The 16,359-nt window shown below is 43.4% G+C and carries 12 protein-coding genes; 5 read left to right on the plus strand and 7 right to left on the minus strand.

The window, feature by feature from the left end; genetic code table 11:
- Positions 1–52: 52 nt before the first annotated feature.
- Both D0907_RS18435 and D0907_RS18440 read left to right on the plus strand, forming a co-directional pair.
- A complete protein-coding gene (locus D0907_RS18435; RefSeq protein ID WP_118844984.1) occupies positions 53–670 on the plus strand; it encodes an HAD family hydrolase in 618 nt (205 codons plus the stop codon).
- Between the two features lie 174 nt (positions 671–844).
- Positions 845–1,570 (plus strand): YebC/PmpR family DNA-binding transcriptional regulator, encoded by a 726-nt coding sequence (locus D0907_RS18440; protein WP_036972571.1) that lies wholly within the window; start codon positions 845–847, stop codon positions 1,568–1,570.
- 404 nt (positions 1,571–1,974) lie between these two features.
- Here the strand turns inward: D0907_RS18440 and D0907_RS18445 are convergent, their stop codons facing one another.
- Positions 1,975–4,152 carry a malate synthase G gene (locus tag D0907_RS18445; RefSeq protein ID WP_065979217.1) on the minus strand — a complete coding sequence of 726 codons (2,178 nt, stop codon included), beginning with the start codon at positions 4,150–4,152 and terminating at the stop codon, positions 1,975–1,977.
- Between the two features lie 234 nt (positions 4,153–4,386).
- Between D0907_RS18445 and D0907_RS18450 the strand changes: the two genes are divergently transcribed.
- Entirely contained in the window at positions 4,387–5,988 is a 1,602-nt protein-coding gene (locus D0907_RS18450) for an isocitrate lyase (protein ID WP_036972569.1), read from the plus strand.
- Positions 5,989–7,042: 1,054 nt separating this feature from the next.
- Here D0907_RS18450 and D0907_RS18460 read toward each other — a convergent pair.
- Positions 7,043–9,070, minus strand: coding sequence for a S9 family peptidase (locus D0907_RS18460; RefSeq protein WP_118844986.1), 2,028 nt, complete (start codon positions 9,068–9,070; stop codon positions 7,043–7,045).
- A 149-nt stretch (positions 9,071–9,219) separates the two neighbouring features.
- Between D0907_RS18460 and D0907_RS18465 the strand changes: the two genes are divergently transcribed.
- Together D0907_RS18465 and D0907_RS18470 are read left to right on the plus strand one after the other, a co-directional pair.
- Positions 9,220–9,597: a VOC family protein gene (locus D0907_RS18465; protein WP_118844987.1), complete on the plus strand. Its 378-nt coding sequence runs from the start codon at positions 9,220–9,222 to the stop codon at positions 9,595–9,597.
- 503 nt (positions 9,598–10,100) lie between these two features.
- Positions 10,101–11,084 carry a WD40 repeat domain-containing protein gene (locus D0907_RS18470; RefSeq protein WP_118844988.1) on the plus strand — a complete coding sequence of 328 codons (984 nt, stop codon included), beginning with the start codon at positions 10,101–10,103 and terminating at the stop codon, positions 11,082–11,084.
- 56 nt (positions 11,085–11,140) lie between these two features.
- On the opposite strand, the gene D0907_RS18475 is transcribed toward D0907_RS18470, so the two are convergent.
- The 5 genes from D0907_RS18475 to D0907_RS18495 all read right to left on the minus strand — a co-directional run bounded on the left by D0907_RS18475 (position 11,141) and on the right by D0907_RS18495 (position 16,261).
- Positions 11,141–11,998: an aminotransferase class IV gene (locus tag D0907_RS18475; RefSeq protein WP_075593378.1), complete on the minus strand. Its 858-nt coding sequence runs from the start codon at positions 11,996–11,998 to the stop codon at positions 11,141–11,143.
- A 2-nt stretch (positions 11,999–12,000) separates the two neighbouring features.
- Positions 12,001–12,855 carry a glutamate cyclase domain-containing protein gene (locus tag D0907_RS18480; RefSeq protein ID WP_118844989.1) on the minus strand — a complete coding sequence of 285 codons (855 nt, stop codon included), beginning with the start codon at positions 12,853–12,855 and terminating at the stop codon, positions 12,001–12,003.
- A complete protein-coding gene (locus tag D0907_RS18485) occupies positions 12,840–13,571 on the minus strand; it encodes a 5-oxoprolinase subunit PxpA (protein ID WP_118845284.1) in 732 nt (243 codons plus the stop codon). Before D0907_RS18485 ends, D0907_RS18480 begins: the two co-directional genes overlap by 16 nt.
- A gap of 7 nt (positions 13,572–13,578) precedes the next feature.
- Entirely contained in the window at positions 13,579–14,376 is a 798-nt protein-coding gene (locus D0907_RS18490; RefSeq protein ID WP_036972558.1) for a putative hydro-lyase, read from the minus strand.
- Positions 14,377–14,443: 67 nt separating this feature from the next.
- The gene (locus D0907_RS18495) at positions 14,444–16,261 is read right to left on the minus strand and encodes a glycoside hydrolase family 3 protein (protein WP_118845286.1); all 1,818 of its coding nucleotides are present in this window, start codon (positions 16,259–16,261) and stop codon (positions 14,444–14,446) included.
- Between the last annotated feature and the right edge of the window lie 98 nt (positions 16,262–16,359).

The raw sequence follows: 16,359 nt of genomic DNA on the forward strand, positions 1-16,359 counted from the left end.
CTTATTAATGGGTCTTAAAATTTTCCCCCAATTCTCATATACAGGGATTTATATGAATATCCATGATAACAATATACGTGGTGTCATTTTCGATTTAGACGGCACCTTGGTTTCGTCAGAACTCGATTTTTCACTGATTAAAGCGCAAGTTGGCTGCCCGCTTGAAAAAGATTTGTTAGCCTTCATAGCCGCTTTACCTTCACCTTATATGCGCGAAGAAGCGATGAACATCGTGCATCAACATGAGCTTTTAGATGCGCAGCACTCGCATTTATTGCCAGGTGTTGCCAGTGCGGTTACTGCACTCAAAGAAAATAATATTCCAATGGCTATTGTAACGCGTAATTATGACCGTGCTGCAGCAATCAAACTTAAAAATAACCCTTTGCCAATTGAAACAGTGCTGACTCGCTCAGATGCGCCAGCAAAGCCAGATCCAAGTGCGCTCAATGCGATTGCAACGCTTTGGGAGCTTGATAAATCAGAGCTGTTGTATGTTGGCGATTATTTGTTTGATATTCAAGCGGCACATAATGCGAATATGCGTGCTTGTTTGTATGCGCCAGATGACATTCCTGACTATGCTGATCAGGCAGATTACATACTGCATCATTTTTCAGAGTTACCTAATTTAATTGGCGCATTTCAACAAAATAAAGTGTTATGTTAAATAGCCCTTCCTTTAATTAATTTCTGCATCGTTTACTTAATTTTTTACATTCAAGGTTGTCGCCACAGTCGTTGTCTATTTAAGCGAGAACGATAAACAGACCTGGTACTAGCCCAAGCGACAATGAATTGCTAAAATATCGGCAATTATCAAATGTATTCATAGAGGCATAAGATGGGCAGAGCATTTGAAGTCCGCAAAAACGCCATGGCTAAAACGGCCAATGCAAAAACAAAAGTAAATTCTAAGTACGGTAAAGAGATCTACGTTGTTGCAAAGAATGGTGAACCCGACCCAGAAGTAAACCAAGCATTAAAACGCATTATTGAACGTGCAAAGCGTGATCAGGTTCCTGCGCATGTAATCGAAAATGCCATCAAAAAAGCAGCCGGTGGAGCAGGGGAAGACTACTCTCCAGCACGTTACGAAGGGTATGGCCCAGGTAACTGTATGGTGATTGTTGACTGTTTAACAGACAACCCTAACCGCACAATTAAAGATGTGCGTTTACCGTTCACTAAAACTGACTCAAAAATTGGGACGCCTGGTTGTGTCGCGCACATGTTCGATCACTTCGCGGTTCTTGGTTTTGCTGGCGAAGATGACGAAGTGGTACTCGAAGCCCTAATGATGGCTGATGTTGACGTGACGGATGTCGAAGTAGAAGACGGCAAAGTGTCAGTATTTGCACCGCATACAGAATACTACAAAGCAAAAACAGCACTTGAAGAAGCGTTTGAAGGTATTACATTTGAAATAGACGAAATCACGTTTGTTCCACAAGTACATACTGAGATCACTGATCCAGATGATATTGCTAATTTTGAAAAGTTCATCACGATGTTAGATGACTGTGATGACGTTCAAAACGTTTATCACAATGCGATTGTCAAAAACTAATTTTAAAAAATTAGCACGTAAAAAGGGGCATTTGATAACAAATGCCCCTTTTTTGATCAATTTTTATTAGCCGATGAATGGCCATTATTCACTGTATTTATTCCGTTAAATAACAATATCAAGCTGAAAAAATACTGAATTATTGTAGGGATAACATGAGTCGCAAGCGTGTAAGACAGCGCTCACTAACGACTGTATAGATATAAAAGTAGGCGCAATTGCCGAGCACAACTCAATACAAAATTTTTGTCTTGTTATCAACGATGTATTATTGCCTCAAAATAGACCACTTAATTAAGTGAAATGGTATAAAGACATGCGTTTATTGATTTTTAGACGAAAAAAAGCAGCCCGAAGGCTGCAAAGAACGACACATCAAACTCGAAAGGGAGTGAGAAAAGTGATTAATGTTGAGACTTATACTTTATACGAAACGCATGCAGTAATGGTTCAGTATAACCACTTGGCTGTTTAACGCCTTCTAAAACAAGGGCTAATGCTGCTTGGTACGCAACACTTTGTGCTAGGCTTTCGGCTGAGTCAGCCATATTGGTGTAAGCTGGATCCCCTTCGTTTTGCCCATCGACGACTTTAGCCATACGTGCCATCGTTTTACGAATTTGCTCTTCATTGCATACACCATGATACAGCCAGTTCGCCATATGCTGGCTTGAAATACGCAGCGTTGCACGGTCTTCCATTAAGCCTACATGGTTGATATCTGGCACTTTTGAGCAACCAATACCTTGATCAATCCAGCGCACAACGTACCCTAAAATGCCTTGTGCATTGTTATCAAGCTCGGCTTGGATATCTTCTTTTGATAACGTACTTGAGTCTTTCATCAGTGGGGGGGTAAGTAAGCGTGTGAGGCTTGCTTCTTTACGGTCCATCAGTGTCTTTTGACAGGCAAATACATCAATATCATGATAATGCATTGCATGCAGTGTAGCCGCAGTAGGAGAGGGCACCCACGCGGTATTAGCCCCGCTTTTCGGGTGGCCAATTTTTTGTTCCATCATCAACGCCATTTTATCAGGCATTGGCCACATACCTTTACCAATTTGCGCTTTCCCACTGAGGCCTGTTGCAAGGCCAATATCGACATTACGGTCTTCGTAAGCACTGATCCAAGGTTCTAGTTTTATAGCGCCTTTAGGCAGTACGACACCTGCTTGCATTGAGGTATGAATTTCATCACCTGTACGGTCTAAGAAACCTGTGTTAATAAACACAACACGGTTTTTTGCTTCGTAAATACAGGCTTTTAAATTTGCTGAAGTGCGGCGCTCTTCGTCCATAATCCCCATTTTTATGGTGTTTGCAGGTAAACCAAGCATCTGTTCAACACGTGTAAATAGGGTATTGGTGAAGGCCACTTCTTCTGGGCCGTGCATTTTGGGTTTAACAATATTGATGCTGTGAGCTGACGAATTTTTAAGGCCGTGCGTGCCTTTTAAGTCATGCAGGGCTGCGGTACTGGTGATGATGGCATCCATTATGCCTTCAAACACATCATTCCCCTCGCTATCTTGAATTGCTGGGTTTGTCATTAAGTGTCCTACGTTACGCACAAACATCATGCTTCGCCCTTTTAGGGTCACCGTTTCGCCATTAATACCCTGATATTGGCGGTCTTCAGCTAAGCGACGTTCAATAGTCTTCCCATCTTTGTTGAATGCTTCAACAAGGTTGCCTTGCATCAAACCAAGCCAGTTTTTGTAGACATTCACTTTGTCTTCAGCATCGACCGCAGCCACAGAATCTTCGCAGTCCATAATGGTGGTTAGTGCAGCTTCAAGAACAACATCTTTGAGGCCCGCTTTGTCTGCTTGCCCAATTGGGTGATGATGATCGATTTGTAGCTCAACATGTAAGCCATTATTTTTCAACAGAATAGCACTCGGATTTTGTGCTTCACCTTGATAACCAACCAATTGTTCTGGGTGTGCCAGACGCACTTGGCTGCTATCACGCAAGGTGATAAGTAGCTCGTTATTCACAATGGCGTAGCTGGTACTTTCAATGTGTGAGCCATTGGCTAAAGGCAGCGCTTTATCAAGGAATTGGCGTGCAAAAGCCATTACTTTAAAGCCTCGCACAGGATTGTATGCAGCGCCTTTTTCTGCGCCATCGTCTTCACTGAGCACGTCGGTGCCGTACAGCGCATCGTACAAGGAGCCCCAGCGTGCATTAGCTGCATTCAGTGCAAAGCGTGCATTACTAACAGGCACAACTAACTGAGGGCCTGCTGTATTGGCTATTTCGGGCTCTACGTGTTCGGTTTCAATTTTGAAACTGGCGGGCTCTGGCACCAGGTAGCCAATCTCCTCAAGGAAACGTTGGTAATTGGCTGCATCCCATACCGGCTGCTGTTTATGGTAGTTATCAATCTTGGCTTGCAGTTGTTCGCGTTTTTCTAAAAGCGCCCGATTGATAGGAGTTAACTCATTAACAATATCGGCAAAGCCTTGCCAAAACGCAGCTGGAGAAATGTCTGTACCAGGTAGCAATTGTTGTTCAACGAACTGTGCTAGCTGCTGGTCAACACTTAACCCATTTAGTGAGAGAGTGGTGGTCATAATAATGTCCTTTAAACGGTCGTAATTCGATCAGTCATGGCTCAACCATATCGTAAAAAAGGGTAAATGGCAGGCTAAATGTCATTCACCAAAAATATAGTGGCAATAACAACTATAAATTTACTAAATCCAAAAAATCGGCCTAATGTTGATTTAAGCGCTACGGAGCGAACACTTCTTAGCCACTCTCACTAACAAAAAAGATTAAATGAACCCGTTCGAAGGATTTTTATTATGACTACATATCAACGCGAAACAGATAACTTAGCGACTTTATGCCAAAGCCAGGGCAAAACGTGGCAATCAATTAACCCTGAATATGCAAGCCGCATGCGTTTACAAAACCGTTTTCGTACAGGGTTAGACATCGCACAGTACACAGCAGATATCATGCGTGCCGATATGGCAGCATACGATGCAGACCACAGCCAATACACGCAATCTTTAGGGTGTTGGCACGGTTTTACTGCACAACAAATGATGATGGCGATTAAACGTCATAATAAAACAACGAAACGCAGCTACGTGTATTTAAGTGGTTGGATGGTTGCTGCACTGCGCTCAGAGTTCGGTCCATTACCTGACCAAAGCATGCACGAAAAGACTTCTGTTCCAGCGCTAATTGAAGAAATTTACACGTTCTTAAAGCAAGCAGATGCACGTGAGCTTGATCACCTTTATAAAGACCTCGATGCGGCGAAAGCAAACGGCGGAGACGTACAAGCAGTCCTTGATAAAATTGATAACTTTGAAAGCCACGTAGTGCCAATTATTGCCGATATCGATGCTGGTTTCGGTAATGAAGAAGCAACATACCTACTTGCGAAGAAAATGATTGAAGCAGGTGCGTGTGCGATTCAAATTGAAAACCAAGTATCTGATGCAAAACAATGTGGTCACCAAGCCGGTAAAGTAACCGTTCCACATGAAGATTTCTTAGCAAAAATCAATGCGGTTCGTTATGCATTCCTAGAGCTAGGCATTGATAACGGTATTATTGTTGCGCGTACTGACTCACTAGGTGCAAGCTTGACACAAAAAGTACCTGTATCGAAAGCGCCTGGCGACTTGGCAAGCCAATATACTTCATTCTTAGAAACAACGCCTGTAAACAGTGTTGATGAGTTAAACGAAGGCGACACCGCAATGAAGCTGAATGGCCAACTATGTAAGCCAACACGTTTAGACAATGGTTTATACCAATTCCGTGAAGGAACAGAGAAAGACCGCGTTGTACTCGACTGTGTAACAAGCTTGCAATCAGGCGCAGACTTACTGTGGATTGAGACAGAAAAACCAAACGTTAAACAAATTGCAGAGCTTGTTAACCGCGTTAAAGAGCACGTGCCAAATGCGAAGCTTGTATACAATAATTCACCTTCGTTCAACTGGACGCTTAAGTTCCGTGAGCAAGTATACGCTGAATGGCAAGAGCAAGGTAAAGACCTATCTGCATACCCAAGCATTGATGATAACAAAGCATTAATGGCACCAGAAATGGATGATACTGAGCTTGCTGCAGCGGCTGATGTGCTTGTTCAAAACTTCCAACGAGATGGTGCGCGTGAAGCCGGTATTTTCCATCACTTAATTACACTGCCGACTTACCACACCGCGGCGCTAAGCACAGATATCCTATCAGAAGGTTATTTTGGTGACTTAGGCATGCTAGCGTATGTTCGCGATGTTCAACGTCAAGAAATCCGTCGTGAGCAAGCGTCAGTGAAACACCAAGACTTAGCAGGTTCTAATATTGGTGATACGCACAAAGAGTACTTCTCTGGTGAAAACGCACTGAAAGCGGGCGGTGAAGCGAACACCATGAACCAGTTCTAACCAAGTTGTAATATTCCTTTATAGCTATTCAATAATGTTGTTAGGGGCCTTCGGGCCCTTTTTCACTTTTAGTTATCAGTCTTCAGAGTCGCATCCCGTAACTCGCATCTCGCACCTCGTATCTCGCACCTCGCATCTCGTATCCCGCATCTTGCACCTCGTATCTCGTATCCCGCACCTCGCACCTCGCACCTCGCACTACGCACCTCGCATCTCGCACCTCGCATCTCGCACCTCGCACCTCGCACCTCGCACCTCGTATCTCGTATCTCGTATCTCGTATCTCGTATCTCGTATCTCGTATCTCGTATCCCGCATCTCGCATCTCGCATCTTGCATCTTGCACCTCGCACCTCGTATCTCGCACCACGCATCTCGCATCTCAGATCAGAGTTTAACTAAGTCTTGGATCAGCCATTTACTAGCTTTTAGAAAAGACAGATCACGCTTTTACCAGCCTGCATTTTTTGGATCAGGATTTAACTACCTCCGCTATTTCTTGGTTGATTCAGCCTATTTATTGCTTATAAGTGTGGGTAAAAGGCCAAAATTGGCTTTTATAGCTGATTAGGGGCGGTAATTTGCGAGGAGAACTTCGTTTATAAACCGATTTTTTACCAACTTAAACGACCTACAAACCAAAATTTTACTAACTGATGCTAGGTTTTTAGCGGCACAAACCGATTTTTTACCAACTCAAGTTATTGATATTGGCCATAAACCGATTTTTTACTAACTGATGAGGAGACTATGTCCGATATTTGAGAAATGTATGTAAGGAGTTACTTACATATGTACTGTAAAGGGGGTTTACAATAATGGTTAAGAGTAAAGTCAAAAAGTAAGAGCGGGTTTACCCCGCGTAATGGTTTTATTCATGACACGGCATAAAGCCACTGCTACTGGTATGTGCGAAACTATTTTACATTTTATGCTTTGCAAGTGACGCGATATAAAATCGTGTCTAATACTTTTTGCGATAATTTAAACGAAACTGCGTCACGAAATCAGTTCATCTTGCGCAAATGAAACGTTCTCGCTTCGCTCGATGTTGTTAATCATTTCCACTGTTCTTATCAAACCACCATTGAATATACGCTACTTTGCTCATTAAGTTTGATGGACGAGCTGTAATGCCATGTGACGCATTTGGAATGCGTACCATTGCCGTATCAACACCTTGTAGCTTTAACGCTTGATAGAATTGCTCTGTTTCAGAAATCGGCGTGCGATAATCAGACTCACCCGTTAATAGCATAGTAGGAGTTTTTACATTACCTACATAACTAATGGGTGAGCGTTTCATATAATGCTCAATATTGTCCCAAGGTTTGCCCGGAAACCAATAATCAGCAAAGAAAGGATAGTAGTCGGCAGTTAGTACAAAACTGATCCAATTGATAACCGGCTTCGCAACAACGGCAGCTGCAAAGCGGTCAGTATGACCCACAATCCATGCCGTTAATACGCCACCACCTGAGCCTCCAGTAACAAACAGTTTGCTTTCATCAATAAAGCCTTTAGCGATAACCGCATCGACACCTGTCATCAAGTCATCAAAGTCATTACTTGGGTAGTTATGATGAATTGTTTGCGCAAACTCTTTACCATATGAGTCACTGCCACGTGGGTTCATGTATAGAACGACATTGCCCTTAGCGGCAAACAACTGAACTTCAGGGCTAAAGTGAGGTCCATAGTTTGCAACGGGCCCACCATGGATTTCGAGTACCAATGGGTACTTTTTGTTTTTATCAAAGCCAGGAGGGTAGGCAATCCACCCTTGAACAGCTAAGCCATCATGGCTTGATTTAACCCAAATTTCTTCCACTTTAGCCAGCTCTTTGTTGCCAAGTGCATCTTCGTTAAGTTGAGTTAAACGATTCACTTTACCGCGTTTAATTAATGCAATATCTGCAGGGCGCTGAGTGTCAGCCAGTGTAATTGCAACATCACCGTCTTCGCTTACATCAAAATCTCCGCCTGAATACGGGCGACCAAATGCCACACTGCCTATCTTCTCGGTAATAACTTTGTGTTTACCGTTTCGAGGTTGGTACGCTAAATGCGTTTTCCCTTCGCTGTCATAGCTAAAGTAAATGCCTCTACTGTCATCATCCCACTTAATTTCTTCAACGCTACGGTCAAGGTCTGTTGTTAAAACTGAGGTCTCACCAGACTTAAAATCAAGAAGGTAAATGTCACTGTTTTCATAGTTTGTTTTTTTATCATCGTAGCCTGTGTAGGCAAGGTATCGGCCATTCGGAGAGACTGCTGGTCGTGAGTCAGGACCTACCCGGTCGGTCACCTGTGAAATTGATAAGTCAGCTACGTTTAATTTGTAAATTTCCGAGTTAGTAGGTTTTAACTCATGATCTTCATGACGATTAGCTGAAAAATAAAAAGCATCGCCCGTTTCGTTAAAGCTAATTGAGCCGCCATGATCAAAGTTACCAAAGCTCAGCTGACGCGCGTTACCGCCAGTTGCACTGATCATGAAAAAATGGCGATAGCCCGCCTTTGTATAACCGCCCCCATCGGCACGGTAATAGACGTCATCAATATATTTTGCAGGCTCCGCCCACTTAGCGCCTTCAGGCTTGCCCGGTAAAGATACAGGGCTGGCTGATTTTTCAGGGACAAATTGGCTAAACACCAAATTTTTACCATCTGGCGTCCATGTTAAACCACCCGGACTTTGCGTTAGGTTACTAATTTTTGCGACATTCCCTGTTTTTAGCCACTTAACATAAATTTGGCTACTCCCATCACGGGTAGAAATAAATGCCAAGCGAGTTTCGTCTGGCGACAACACAGGTGAGTAATCCATATGTACGCCGGATGTAAGCGGTAGCATTGTTTTACCATCAGGATTAACCGACCAAATATTACTGACTTTGCGATCGGTTTTAATGTCCATTCGATTTCGTACGAAAAAAATGGTCTCGCCATTTTTTGTCATTTCTAATTGGTTCGCGTATTCAAGATCGAAGACATTTTCAAGTTGGAATGTGTTGCTAGTTTGTGCGTGGCTATAAAAGCTGGCTACAGCAAGTAACGCCAAAGACGCTTTGAACTTCATAATGATTCCTTGTTATTGGTCGGTGTATATTCTGTTATAAAGTAGCAAACCATAAAAATATAGTTCATTGCGATGAATGGAAAAATCAATAGACAGATGCCCAATTCCCTTCTATGTTGAACACACTATTTTTTCTTAAGGAGCAGAAAATGATTGGTTACATAATGTTAGGCACGAATAACTTAGCTAAAGCGGTGAAGTTTTATGATGAACTTTTTTCTACTTTAAACGCTGAGCGCTTTTTAGAAACTGACCGCTTTGTGGCATGGAGCACAGGCCAAGATAAACCAGGCTTTGCAGTTACAAAACCTTATAATGATGAAAAAGCCACTGTTGGTAACGGTACGATGATTGCGATTGCCGTTGAAACACCAGCTCAAGTTGATGAGATTTATAAAAAAGCCATTGAACTCGGTGGAACAGATGAAGGTGCTCCGGGTCCTCGCGAAATGCCCGGTTTCTATGCCGGTTACTTTAGAGACCTAGATGGTAATAAACTTAATGTGTTTTGTTTTACACATGGGTGAGGAAAGTGAGCAGGCGCTAGGCACTAGAAAATAGGGCCTAGCAAATGTAGCAGCGGCTGTTGTTCGGCGCTAAAGCACCTCCTACCTCGCCCAACTGGTGACGGCCTCGCGCGAAATAAATTTCACGCCTACAAGAAAATCGTGGGGTTATCTTAAGCTGTGATAGGGCGGCTTTTGTTCGGCGCTAAAGCACCTCCTACCTCGCACCTCGACTATCTAACCACTAACCACTAACCACTAACCACTAACCACTAACCACTAACCACTAACCACTAACCACTAACCACTAACCACTAACCACTAACCACTAACCACTAACCACTAACCACTAACCACTAACCACTAACCACTAACCACTAACCACTAACCACTAACCACTAACCACTAACCACTAACCACTAACCATCGAAAGCTGACAGCTAAAGTCAGAACTCCTACACACTTCTACTTATTTTTATTACACTGCTGCTATACAAAATAATTATAAAAATAAGAGTAGTAGTATGACGTCGAAATTGCTTAAATCGCTTTCTTGTTTATTTGCTTTAAGCCTTGTGGGTTGTGGTGGGGGTGAGGTGTATACCGCGCCTGCAAAGGATGAATTTGCTCATGGTGATGAGTTATTAAGTGCCGCAGCATTGACTGAAGATGCCAGTCACTCTCTACTCGCAACTGAGTCTAAAGTGTGTGTTTGGGATAACCAGTTAAAAGCACGTCTATACAATTGCATAACAGGGCAGGGCGCTGAGCATGTGGAGCTTGCGGGCTTTAGTGCTAACAAATCGCGTTTTTATATTTCTAATCGTTTATCGGTGACCTTATTTGATACCCGCACGGGTCGAAGTATTGGCTCTTGGCTAACAGGGCAGGAGATAGCCAGAGATATCGCTATTTCAGCGTCAGGCGATACATTAGTGATTGCTTATCGTAGCGGCAAGGCTGAGGTAATAAATACCCGTACGGGCGATACTAAGCGCTTTGACATTCATCGTCTTGATATTAATAGCGTGGCGTTGTCGGCTGATGGGCTATGGGCGTTTACCGGCTCGAGCGACAAATACGTTAAGCTTTGGTCAACGAGTGATGGCAGTACACGCTTTGAACAGCGTTTAGCTACCAGAGTGAATCGTGTCACCTTAAATAGAGCAGGCACGTTAGGCTTTGCAATCGACTCGGTCGATGATCGAATTTTCTTTGATTTAGCTAATAAAAAAGAACTTGCTGAGGTAGCCTCATACTCTAACTTTATTGAGTTCACCGCATCGCAATTTATCAATCAAGACAAATGGCTATTGACGGGATCGCCAAAAATGAAGATGCGATTATACCGTGTTGCTGATGGCGAGCTAATCGCTGAATATGAAGCAAAACAGCAGCGCCAACGTACCTCGGTGCTGAGTGTGGCTTACGATGGTACGCAGTTGTATTCAGAAACCAGTGACGGTCTATTACAGGCTTGGCCGTTTGAGCCAAAAAGCAGCAAATAGCAGATAAAACAAAAACGCCTACTTTAAGTAGGCATTTTTTAGATTTCTAATTTTAACTAGTAATCAAATTTATGCTTGGTAAACAAGCTTTGTACTTGTTGCCATACTGCACCCGGTTTACCGTCACCCACCAATTTACCGTTCACTTTTACCACTGGGCCCACTTCTTTGGTGGCGCTGGTGATCCACACTTCGTCGGCATCGAGTAGCTCATCTTTGCTTATAATGCGCTCTTGCACCTTAAAATCACTGTGGCTGTGTAAAATATTGAGGATTAACCAGCGAGTGATCCCCGGTAAAATTTGGTTATCAAGTGGTGGAGTGCTGATCACACCCTCTTTAACAATAAACACATTACTTGAGCTTGCTTCGGTAATTTCTTCTAAGCGGTTAAATAAAATCGTTTCTTTGTTGCCTGCCGCTGCGCCATGTTGGTAATGCATAACATTGCCAAGTAGCGCTGTTGATTTTATATGGCAGCGTTGCCAACGACGGTCTTGCTCAAGTGATACCGTGTACGTTGTTGCACTGTCGACATCGCTTTTGGGCTCTGCAGGAATTTCAAAGGCAAAGGCGAATACGGTTGGCGTGATATTGCTTGGGTAGCCGTGGGCGCGTTTTGTGTCGGCACCACGACTAACATGCAAGTAAATGCCTAGGTTATCACCATGGTTTTTTTCGCATAAGTCGTTACAAATTTTACGCCACGTATCAGCACTGTAATCTAGCTTTATTTCGAGCTCATTTAAGCCGTTATTCATGCGTTCGATATGCGCACCAAAGCCGAGCATTTTACCGTTGTAAGATGGGATCACTTCATAGATGCCATCGCCAAATAAAAAGCCGCGATCCATTGGTGAAATCTTTGCTTCATCAGCACTTAGGTATTCACCGTTTAGGTATACCGTACCCATTGTTAAACCTCATTCTGTCTAGTAAGTTGGCGAAGCCGAGTTATTAATTGTTGGCCATGCATTGCATGAAGGCCGTCTTCAGTGAGCTCGTTTTTATGGGTAACACCATCCACACTGCCGCGCTCACTCAGGTATTGCAAAATGTTCAAAGGCTCTATATCAGCCAAAAAATCGGTGTTATGCCAGCGGCTTAAAAATGCGATAAGGCCATAGGCTGCCCAGTTAGATACATCGGCAAGTAGTAATTCATCGCAAGGCGTTACACTGGGTGTTATGTTGAGCCCATGCATATGCTTTGCAAGATTACCCATGCCAATTTCGTTGCCACCATCGCCTATTGCTATGGTTGGGCAGGTTGCTTCTGTTATAAAAAAATCAAAACAGCCACAGTGCTCCGAAATATCGATACCACGCATATTGTAATAACGTTGATGCTCATTAAGCCCCGGACGTTCGATTGACAGTACGCAATCTGGCTTTAATTGCTCAAGCGCTTTAATGCTAAAGGTGCGGGCATTTTCTATACTGTTAATCGGCAATTCAAAACAGTTAAAATCGTTTTTTAATGCGCTGTAAAGGGGGTTGCCAGTGACTAAAATGGGCTGTTTTCCTAGCTTGTCTAACACGCTATAAAGTGCAATTGCACCAACCGGGCCATCGGTTTCAAAGGTGTTATTAACCGCAAATCCAGTGCCAATTAATACCGGTCCATTTGCTTTATGTAATGCCTGAGCTGCGCGTAAGTACGTGCCGGTGATTTGCATTGCGTATAAATGCTGCATACCACGTGGATTTTGTTCAACCATCATGGTTTCAATTTGTCGGCTGAGGGCTTCGTCGCTTAGGCTTGCTGACATAATGTTTTAATCTCTTGAATTAGGGCAATGCCTGCTTCGTTATCACCATGCACGCAGAGGCTATCTGCATTCAGCGTTAACTGTTGACCGCTTCGAGTGGTCACAGTACCGTGTTTAATCAACTGTTTAACTTGTGCGATTAACGCGGGCTTGTCGTGTACACTGCCAGCAAGGTTACGTGACACAAGTGTACCTTCGTCGGTGTATTGGCGGTCGGCAAATGCCTCTAAAATAAGTTCTAAATTGAGTGCGCTTGCGTGTTCTTTGTGTTTATCAGCTTGATTGGTAGCTAAAATCATTAATTTTAATGACTTTGGGTAACTTGCAACGGCACGCATTACACTCTCTAAAATACGTTCATCACGCATCATGTCATTGTAAAGCGCGCCATGAGGTTTCACATAATTAAGTGTTAAACCATGGACTGCTGCCATGCCATCAATCGCCGCTATTTGGTAATGCAGGCAATTTATCAATTCTTGAGCGCTCATAGCCATTGAACGGCGACCAAAACCTTGTTTATCGGGGTAGCTTGGATGAGCGCCAACAGTGACATTATGCTGCTTGGCAAGGGCCAATGTGTTTGCCATTACATCGGCATCACCCGCATGAAAACCACAGGCAATATTGGCCATATCAATATGTGGCATTACTTGCTCATCAAGGCCCATTTTCCACATGCCAAAGCTTTCGCCTAAATCGCAATTAAGTTTCATGGTCATTTTATAACGCCGCCATTCTACTGTTTGGAATATCGGTGATCAGCATATGACCAGGACTATGTGTAATGCAAAAATCGGGTGCTGCATTCGCAATGGCAATTTGTGGGGTGACACCACAGGCCCAAAACACAGGAACTTCGCCATTTTTAATGGTGACAGCATCACCAAATTCAGGCTTATTTATATTTTTTATACCAATCGCTGCTGGGTCACCAAAATGAACTGGTGCGCCATGAACACTTGGAAAACGGCTACACACTTGAATAGCGCGAATCGCATCAGCAGGCTTCATTGGTCGCATACTTACGACCATATTTGCATGAAACATTCCTGCACTTTGACAGGGCATATTAGTCACATACATCGGCACATTTTTATGCTCGGTGATATTACGAATTTCAAGCCCAGCTGCAATCAATGCTTCTTCAAATGAGAATGAGCAGCCAATTAGAAAGGTCACTAAATCATCACGCCATACATCGCTTATGTCAGTGACTTCTTCAACCATTTGACCATTTTTGAATATGCGATAGCGAGGCAAGTCGCTGCGTATATCAATGTCTTCACCAACGGTTGGCATATCGGTTACACCTGGCGAGTGGCTGGTTGCAATAATAGGGCATGATTTAGGGTTGGCTTGGCTAAATTGCAAAAAGTCGAACGCATATTGTTTCGGTAAAATAACTAGATTTGCCTGCACGAAACCAGGAGCAAAGCCAGAAGTATGACCGCTGTAGTCACCTGCCCGCACCAATTTCCTAATCGCTGCTGGGGTCGTTAATGATGCATCTTTTTGCACGTGCCTCTCCTTCAGTATTTAGCTTGAACCAACCATAACATTCAGTTCAATCTAAGGGTATTAGACATTAATTTATACCATTAATTGTAACGGGAAGCTGTCCTTTCGCAGGGGCTTTACCCAGCAAAACTTTTGCCAATGCTGTGAATGCAGGGCCTGCGATTTTCTCGTCAGTGTCCACGTCAATATTGTAAGCATAGGTGGCAAGGACTGCATCACCAAATTTGCCAAATTGGGCAATATCGTACGGTGCGCGTAAGCTGACAAATACGGTCTTTTTGTTTGCTAATTTAGCTTGTTTAAGTAACGATTCTAGCGCGGCTGATTGGTCTGCAATCGCAAACTCTGGGTTATCGGCCAAGTCATCCATACCACCTACTTCGACAGCACTTTGCTTTGGTGAAGCATTCGCCGCAATAATCACATCCGCTTCGTTTAACTCTTTTAACGTTGAAAGTGGCTCAAAGCCTTGCAAGCTGGTGCAGCTAAAGCTTAACAACGTGTGTGTGTTATCCAGCAGAGCTTGTTGCAGAGCGAAACATTTTCGTGTGTCAGGCATAATTATATGCACTTTGGTGTTTTCTTTAAGTTTAAGCGGTAAAGTGTGCTTTTCGTTTTTAACTTCGGTAATGGCCGCTAATGCCAGTTCTGCCTCTACTTTTCGGTGGTGTTGATCACCAAGCAATAACTGCGCTTTTTTTATTGCGGCTTCATCGTCAAGCTGCGTTGTTAGGTTGAATTTTTCTTTAAGTTTTAAAATGCGTGTTGCTGATGCACTCACTTCATCGGCATTTAAGGTGCCACGTTTTACTTCGTTTTCTAAGCGCTCTAGCAGTGTTTCGAGTACGGCTAAGTCTTTAGGGCTTCTGATTTCAATGGGCATCAGCGCGATATCAACGCCTGCGGCAAATGTGTTGATTACAGCTTCGATAGGTTCGAAAAAATGGCTGATGCCTGCCATGTCGAGGGCATCAGTGATAACAACCCCTTGATAGCCAAGCTCATCGCGTAGCAAATCGGTGATGATTTTGCGCGACATGGTTGCAGGCTTGATCATGGTCTTACCTTCTTTGCTCACAAAGGTGCTGTTATCAAGCGCTGGGTACTGTATGTGTGCGGTCATTATCATACCTGGTTGCTGGTTTTTAATGATCTCTTTAAACGGCGGTAAATCTTGTTGCCAAATAGTCTCTTTGTCGTGCATCACTTTAGGCAGGCCTGTGTGGCTATCGACATTGGTATCGCCGTGCCCCGGAAAATGCTTTAACGATGAAATAACCCCATTATTTTCAAAGCCTGCCACTTGAGCGCCACCCAGTTTAGCAACCAATTGGGGGTCTTCACCGTAAGAGCGTACGTTGATCACAGGATTATCAGGGTTCATGTTTACATCAACCGTCGGCGCATAATTTACGTTAACGCCCAGAGCAAGCAGTTCATCGGCAATAATCCGAGCGGACTCTTTGGCAAAGTGAGTTCCATGCTCTTTATACGTTGCGCCAATCGACATATTGCCCGTGAATGACGTGCCTACATCGCGTGGTATACGAGCAACCCGGCCACCTTCTTGGTCAATCGAGATAAACAAAGGTAAGCCTAACGCTGACTTAGCCGCGGCTTTTTGTAAGTCGTTATTAAGTTTAATTACTTGCGGCACGGTATCAATATTTTCGGCAAATAAAATTACGCCACCAATATTATGTTTAGTGATGATATTGGCTAAATCAGCGGGTAAGTGTGTAACTGGCGTGCGGCATTTTTGCTCGCCGATGTCTTGCTCGCCGATTTTTTGTTCGCAGTAATAGCGTAAGTCGAGCATTAGTTTTTGCCCTAACTGCTGTTTTAAAGTTAACGCAGACTCAGCAAATGATGATTGTAATGGCATGAAACACCCTAATCCGATAACCAGTGACGATAGTGCAAACTTATTTAACACAGCAAGCTCCAAAGCAAAACGCTTAATTAATTTTAAGAATAAATTAT

This window comes from Pseudoalteromonas lipolytica (assembly GCF_003515105.1).
Taxonomy (GTDB): Bacteria; Pseudomonadota; Gammaproteobacteria; order Enterobacterales; family Alteromonadaceae; genus Pseudoalteromonas; species Pseudoalteromonas lipolytica.

What these genes read in the sequence shown, in the direction of transcription:
- D0907_RS18435 (WP_118844984.1), top strand. Translation starts at nt 53, where the DNA reads ATGAATATCCATGATAACAATATACGTGGTGTCATTTTCGATTTAGAC.
- D0907_RS18485 (WP_118845284.1), bottom strand. Translation starts at nt 13,571, where the DNA reads ATGAAACTTAATTGCGATTTAGGCGAAAGCTTTGGCATGTGGAAAATG.
- D0907_RS18450 (WP_036972569.1), top strand. Translation starts at nt 4,387, where the DNA reads ATGACTACATATCAACGCGAAACAGATAACTTAGCGACTTTATGCCAA.
- D0907_RS18475 (WP_075593378.1), bottom strand. Translation starts at nt 11,998, where the DNA reads ATGGGTACGGTATACCTAAACGGTGAATACCTAAGTGCTGATGAAGCA.
- D0907_RS18460 (WP_118844986.1), bottom strand. Translation starts at nt 9,070, where the DNA reads ATGAAGTTCAAAGCGTCTTTGGCGTTACTTGCTGTAGCCAGCTTTTAT.
- D0907_RS18445 (WP_065979217.1), bottom strand. Translation starts at nt 4,152, where the DNA reads ATGACCACCACTCTCTCACTAAATGGGTTAAGTGTTGACCAGCAGCTA.
- D0907_RS18470 (WP_118844988.1), top strand. Translation starts at nt 10,101, where the DNA reads ATGACGTCGAAATTGCTTAAATCGCTTTCTTGTTTATTTGCTTTAAGC.
- D0907_RS18480 (WP_118844989.1), bottom strand. Translation starts at nt 12,855, where the DNA reads ATGTCAGCAAGCCTAAGCGACGAAGCCCTCAGCCGACAAATTGAAACC.
- D0907_RS18495 (WP_118845286.1), bottom strand. Translation starts at nt 16,261, where the DNA reads ATGCCATTACAATCATCATTTGCTGAGTCTGCGTTAACTTTAAAACAG.
- D0907_RS18440 (WP_036972571.1), top strand. Translation starts at nt 845, where the DNA reads ATGGGCAGAGCATTTGAAGTCCGCAAAAACGCCATGGCTAAAACGGCC.
- D0907_RS18465 (WP_118844987.1), top strand. Translation starts at nt 9,220, where the DNA reads ATGATTGGTTACATAATGTTAGGCACGAATAACTTAGCTAAAGCGGTG.